Source organism: Mycetohabitans sp. B3, from assembly GCF_021498065.1.
In the GTDB taxonomy this organism is placed as follows: domain Bacteria; phylum Pseudomonadota; class Gammaproteobacteria; order Burkholderiales; family Burkholderiaceae; genus Mycetohabitans.
In genome coordinates, this window is the sequence record NZ_JAHLKN010000032.1 from 119,800 (window position 1) to 125,799 (window position 6,000).

5 protein-coding genes and 4 pseudogenes are annotated in these 6,000 nt (G+C 53.6%); 4 read left to right on the forward strand and 5 right to left on the reverse strand.

All coding sequences use genetic code 11. The features are described from left to right. Positions 1 to 36: 36 nt before the first annotated feature. From KQH55_RS09910 to KQH55_RS09925, 4 genes and pseudogenes are all read right to left on the reverse strand, one after another. Positions 37 to 310, reverse strand: a pseudogene (locus KQH55_RS09910) (IS3 family transposase); the annotation flags it as partial. Positions 311 to 417: 107 nt separating this feature from the next. Beyond that, a pseudogene (locus KQH55_RS09915) lies at positions 418 to 603 on the reverse strand (IS3 family transposase); the annotation flags it as partial. A 44-nt stretch (positions 604 to 647) separates the two neighbouring features. Continuing rightward, positions 648 to 905, reverse strand: a pseudogene (locus KQH55_RS09920) (IS3 family transposase); the annotation flags it as partial. A 198-nt stretch (positions 906 to 1,103) separates the two neighbouring features. Continuing rightward, positions 1,104 to 1,355 carry a hypothetical protein gene (locus KQH55_RS09925; RefSeq protein ID WP_076786359.1) on the reverse strand — a complete coding sequence of 84 codons (252 nt, stop codon included), beginning with the start codon at positions 1,353 to 1,355 and terminating at the stop codon, positions 1,104 to 1,106. A gap of 872 nt (positions 1,356 to 2,227) precedes the next feature. On the opposite strand from KQH55_RS09925, the pseudogene KQH55_RS09930 reads away from it, so the two are divergent. The 3 genes and pseudogenes from KQH55_RS09930 to KQH55_RS09940 form a co-directional block, all read left to right on the forward strand. After that, positions 2,228 to 2,449: pseudogene (locus KQH55_RS09930) on the forward strand (transposase); the annotation flags it as partial. Between the two features lie 97 nt (positions 2,450 to 2,546). Beyond that, positions 2,547 to 3,425, forward strand: a complete 879-nt coding sequence (locus KQH55_RS09935) for a hypothetical protein (RefSeq protein ID WP_139337077.1) — start codon at positions 2,547 to 2,549, stop codon at positions 3,423 to 3,425. Continuing rightward, complete coding sequence (locus KQH55_RS09940) at positions 3,422 to 5,140, forward strand: hypothetical protein (protein ID WP_076786353.1); 1,719 nt, start codon at positions 3,422 to 3,424, stop codon at positions 5,138 to 5,140. The genes KQH55_RS09935 and KQH55_RS09940 overlap by 4 nt, the downstream gene beginning before the upstream one ends. 59 nt (positions 5,141 to 5,199) lie before the next feature. Here KQH55_RS09940 and KQH55_RS09945 read toward each other — a convergent pair whose 3' ends face one another. Next, a complete protein-coding gene (locus KQH55_RS09945) occupies positions 5,200 to 5,373 on the reverse strand; it encodes a hypothetical protein (protein WP_170872420.1) in 174 nt (57 codons plus the stop codon). A gap of 419 nt (positions 5,374 to 5,792) precedes the next feature. On the opposite strand from KQH55_RS09945, the gene KQH55_RS09950 reads away from it, so the two are divergent. Continuing rightward, positions 5,793 to 6,000: transposase (locus tag KQH55_RS09950; protein ID WP_235090713.1), on the forward strand; the 208-nt coding region annotated here is incomplete at its 3' end.

A 6,000-nucleotide genomic window follows, 5' to 3' on the forward strand; every position in this document is an offset into this window, starting at 1 on the left:
CTGTATTTTAATAGCCTTGACCCTATTTAAAGAATGTTAGAGCTGAAGAAGTGATGCAGCTGCACGTTGCTGAGCCGCGAACCCATTCTTCCCGGATGTCATGGGACTGACGTAACTGCGCATCGAGTGTAGTCGATGCGCGTTGTTAAAGTGGGAGCAGTGGGTCACTTCTTCATTGCAGCACGCCGCGTCGCGAAGTGCCGGCCATGTACGCGTGTGACCTTCAGCGAACTGCAAAAACTTTCGGTTGCGCATTATCTCAGCAATCGCCTCGCCGGCTCAGCGACGAACATATACCATATGCCTTTAACTGCTCCTTGAGCAAGTCGCGCTCGACCTTCGTCACACACAGCTCGCCGCACAACGCGTCGCGCTCGGCAATGAGTGGGGCAAGCTCTTCGGCGGTAATCGATGCGAGTACCCATACCGACCTTTGTGCTGGTCGAAAATCAAGCCAATCCTGGCCTTCTTCAAGCTCGCATATTTATCCGCCATCTGCAGCGCCTTGCGCTGATAATAGAAGGTGCTGCGAGCAAGACCCGTGGCCTTGAGTAAGCCAGCGAGCGGATATTGTTGCCTTAGTTCAAGCACGATTCGGGTTTTTCCCTTGCGCTGACGGATTGCCGTGGTCAACTAACTTCAGACAGTCAGATAGTTTCTTTCTTTGCTAATTTCGCCTCGAAGGCAGCGGGTGACAGATAGTCCAATGTTGAATGCCACCGCGCGCAGTTGTAGAAGCTGACGATGTACTGGCTGATGTCACGCAGTGCCTCGTCGTGGTTAGCATACTGGCGTTGCCAGAAGCGTTCCATAATCGAATTGTCCCAACAGTTGCCCTTGCAACTCATGCTGCAGACGATGCGATGACGCGCCAGCAACGCTTGATACTCGGCGCTGACGTACTGTACTGACTTGCGCGGTCCAAACACAGTATTGTCAGCAGCACGTTGAAAATGGTTCTTCTACACTTTGTGTGAAGTTTGTACTGTGGATCAGCATCGATTCAACACGCGAGTATGAAGCAGCGGAAAGCCGGCGCAGCCATACATTTGGCACTTGAGGAATTTGAGCCGATTGATATGGCCTTCGACGATGCCGTTACTCTAGGGCGTTAGCAGTGCTGCATGTACTGCGTCGTAGTCTTGGCCGATAACTGCCGAGAATCGCCGCGTTTCCGGTACACCGCTAGCCTGCATCTGGCGCAGCCAGCTTGCCAACGCATCATGTGTGCGGCGCTTAACCATGTCGGTGAACTCGAGCGACAGCAGCCGGACCGCTACAATCTGGGGATTTCGCTCGCCGAGTTGTTGAACAAAGCGCTCGATGTGCTGCTTGTCGTCGTCGGTGAGCGACACCGTGTCTCGGCCCAGTAACCAACAGCCTACGCGGCGAGAGGAAAGCACCGCTCGCGGCACATATGTGCGTTGCTGCTGCGTGGACGCACAGGCTTGTCACCAAGGCTGAAGGGCTTGGCGCACGATGCCGCAACCGCCGAATCCCTGAGCCGCGATCTCCGGATATAACCTTACCGCATTTTGACAGCCTTCACGCCAGGGCTGAGCAAGATAGGCTCGATAGAGACCAGCGTGCTGGTCGCTGGCGGGCGCTGCGTCCGTTCGGGAAACTCGCCGGCATGAATCCAGTAGCGGGCCGTGCGCCGATCCAATGCCGTGACGCGTGCAATCGCGCGTATTGCCATCCCGCTTCGATGATGGTGCATAACCGATTCATAGTGCGCAAGCCTCGCTTACCGACGCCTGTACTGCTGTTGTTTCGCTCGTGACGTTGTTGCCGCGTGCAGCGTATTCGATTCGATCGCCGTAGTATTGCCAGTCGCTTCAAGCACAACGTGATCGTCAGCTCTAAGCTGGGCAGCAAATCTCTCGCGTTCATCGCGGCGCGGTCCGGCACGGCCGCCGGCACGCACGACGCCGTCTTCCAAATACGCGATCCCGGCGACCGATCGCGACACGTCTAAACCAATGAAGCACATAAACGTTCTCCATGGAAAACACATCTGGAGCCGGTGGGACAGCACGACAACTACGGATTCGCGCTCATAGCGCAACCGGACGGGTCGCAGGAGCGGCTAATGACTAACACGAGCTCGCGGCTCATCGCATACGAGCGGCCTGCCCACCCGAAGTGCTCCCCGAGGCTCCTGTCCCGAATGGTCGTACCATACGCCTAAAACTGCGCGGTGGGAACACGCAGGGTATCGGTTCATATCACGCCAGTTACCAACGCCATCGAAATCATGCACATGCAGCTGCGCAAGACCGTAAAGAACCGCGGCCACTTCTCAAGCGACGAAGCCGCCAGCAAACTACTGTATTTGGCCTTGCGCAACATCGAAAAGAATTGGAAGATACCACTTATCACTTGGCGGCAAACCGCCAATCAGTTCGCCATTGTGTTCGACGAGCGGTTCACCAGCGCCATGACCTAAGATTTTTTAACCGACTTCAGCACGCAAAGTTCCTGACACCTCCGTGTCAGGCCGGATCGTATAGAATCCCATCTCTAAAAATTTGATAGCAGGCAGCTTGAACAAGGGCATCGTGGAAACTGTCACCGTACAGTGCGTATATAGTGCTGCGCACGTAGAACACATCGAAGAGTGTTTAATTCCGTCTCTGTCGCGGTCAACGTCACTTCATGTTAAGTTGATGACGATTAATTATGATCCGCAGAGCACGCGTCGCGTCGCATCAGGGAAGCGGTTTGGCATAGACGTTGTAGACATCCGGAACAACTCAACGGAGAAGACTGGTTTTTCGGAGAATCATAACACTTTATTCCGTGCAAATGATTTGCAGGATCACTTCGTCATCGTTAATCCAGACTGCATAGTCAATGCAGGAAGCATCGATCTGCTTATCTGGCGCAAGGCCTGTGCCCCTCGGATTGGCATCGTCGAAGGACGGCAATGGCCATTCGAGCATCCCAAGGAATACGACCCGCTGTCGCTTGAGACGCCATGGGCAAGTGGCGCATTCTCACTTATCGACGCGGGCTTCTACCGGTCAGTCGGCGGATTGGACGAAACCTACTTCTTGTACATGGAAGATGTCGACATTTCATGGCAGGCGTGGCTGAACGGATATTCTGTCCTCTATGAGCCCGCTTCAACGGTGGCCCACTTCTCGGGTGGCCGGTTCTATCGCGGCGACATCATTTCGCCGGAGCACTATCTAAGCCTTCGCAACTTCATCATTCTGATGAAGAAGTTTTTCGGCAACGATGGAGAAAAACGGGCCATTGGCATGCTCAAGAACTTTGGCGATCGCGAGCTTGCCTCCCTAGCAATTCACGAATACGAAACGCGCTTCCAGTCCGTTGTTAAACCAACCTACGCGGGTCGAAAGCACAAACACGTCAAGGTGCTTGGGCTGAATCAATTCCATCGCTTGAGGCCGATATGATCCACGTCGTTGCCAGATCAGAAAAGGCTGGCGCCACATTTACCGCAAGCCATACGAGCTTCCAGAGCGCGATTATAGTCGAGACCGGCCAACGGTCGTACTTTGAACTTCTGAATCGCATTATCTCGGAATCCATCGAAGACTTCGTGTGCGTCGTTCACGACGACGTATATCTGTGCTCAGACTTCGATCAAAAAGTCCGTAACCTAGTTATCCAACTCGATAGCGAATGGCCAAACTGGGGACTTGCAGGCAACGCCGGACTGCTTCCTACAAAAGTGGGATATACAGCCAATGACGTGGTGCGTTACATTGCAGATCCGCATGGTGGCCCGAATTTGACCGGACATATCCTTCCGGCGATGAATATCGACGGGAATGTCATGTTGCTCAACATCAAAAAGATGCGCGAGCGCGGCGTCAAAGTTCCATCGTTCGACGGCTTTCAGCTTTACGACATCATCCTGAGCATTGAGACTATCAGCGCCGGACTAGCCGTTCTCGTTGCACCTCAACTTACCTGTTGGCACGGTAGCAAAGGCAACAAGCAAGAATTTGATCGTGCGAAAGATGCGCAGGCATTCCACGCATACCTCACAGGACGAATTCGAAACCGCCAACTTAAGACGTTGAATGGCAACATTCGAGTCGGCTTGTCAAGTCCGCTATTCCAATTTTCTTCCGGCATCGACGTCGAACTAGACAGCCTGCGTAACGCTGCTTCGGGGCACACATCGAAGAAAGTTGCGATCGTTACTCGTACGCAGTTCCAAAGGCAGGCATTACTCGAGCGGTGTCTGGACACCATTAACTCTTTTATCGCTGCGGCCGGCGATGCGACGGAATTTAAAAGTTATCTCGTAACGGATACAAATGGGGATGTGCCATCGTTCGTCCGCAATTCTACCGTTGTGCGCACCCGATATGAGGATGCCGGGGACACAAGGTACAAGCTCGTTAAGTTCGTCGCCGACAACATTGATGCAGATCTGTTCTGGTTTATTGACGACGATGATTGGGTACTGCCGAACGAAGCTGAACGACTCGCGCTCACAATCAATGTGATGCCGAAACGAAGCATCCTATTCATCGATTGCGAACATTTTAATGAACGCGCATTCCCTGCCGGAACGATCGATGATGTACCACGCTTTGCTTCCAGCCCCGGGAGATACTTCGATGGGTCGCGCTTCGTTGCTTCGTTATCCGGTCAAAACCACACACCATTTTGCGGCGTGTTATTCACGCGCGAAGCGTTGGAGCGCATCCCCTCGCAGGTATATCACACTGTTACCTACTACGAAGACTACATGACGATCCTCTACACACTGTTGAGCAAGGATTATCTTCCCGTCGTATGCAACAAACTCTTCGTGGGTATATCGATACGGGAATCCGGGCAGACAATCACACTCGAAGATCGTAGTAACTGGGATCGTTCAATGTCGGAAATGGTGTCGCACATCACCAACGCGCACGAACCAACGCCGCTTATATCCCTCGCGACACAGGCCATGCAGATCACGAATCAAAACTACTCGGCTGATGCGGATACTTTGCGCAATGAAGTAGAGCATCTTCGCAACTATCTTGAGTCAGTAAGGCGATCAACTTCATGGAGGATTACTAGGCCCATGCGTGCCGCTGTTCGCCTCGTGCGTGGCAAGTGGTCCATCAAAGATGTGATGGACCGCCTTCGCCAGAATTCTGCGTAGAAATCACTTCATGTCGCTGGGGCTTAAAAGGAGGTCCCATCAAACGAATATTCAACGTCTCAAAACACATCGGATGGGATCTCGATAGCAATAGCTCCTTGGGGCGGCTGCCATACCGACGCCCCCGGCACCACCGACAACAGCGGATGCAGACACACCCGTAACACCGCCAGAGCCTGCCGCACCTTTGCCTCTATCAACGTTTCCCGCACTGTTCCCAGTAGTGTTACCATCACCACCGAAGCTCCGAAGACCGAGCCCACCCTGGCCTGACGAAATCGTTCCCGAAACCAACTAACCGATAAGACTCAGTTGACGTTGCGATGCAATAATATTTGTAAGCGTTCATTGCCAGCCCTTTAGCAACGCCCTATTTGAGAACCACGCCAACCGGGTAAGGCCGCCGGCCTTCATCCCATCGAGCTAGACGCGACAAACCATTACGCCATCTGTCTAAACGGCGTCACATTCCATTTCTCGTCGTGCATCCGGAGACGCGGGTAGATGGCCCACAACTCAAGCACCGCGCTCGTCATAATAGTTGTACTGGTCATAGATTGGAGCAGCCCCGTGAATCACCGGACACGGTTAGCCACTTAAACTAGCGGATAGGCATAAGACTGTGTTTGTGACTAACACCAGGCAGGAAGTGATGGAAGTGTTGAGGGGCCCTGAGCGGCGGCGACGCTGGTCGGCACAGCAGAAGCTGACAATGGTGCAGGAGAGCTTCGAGCCAGGGAAATCGGTCTCGATGGTCGCGCGCCAACACGGCGTGAATCCGAACCAGCTATTTCACTGGCGCAAACTGTATCAGGACGGGAGCCTGTCGGCGGTCAAGGCTGGCGAGGAAGTTGTACCGG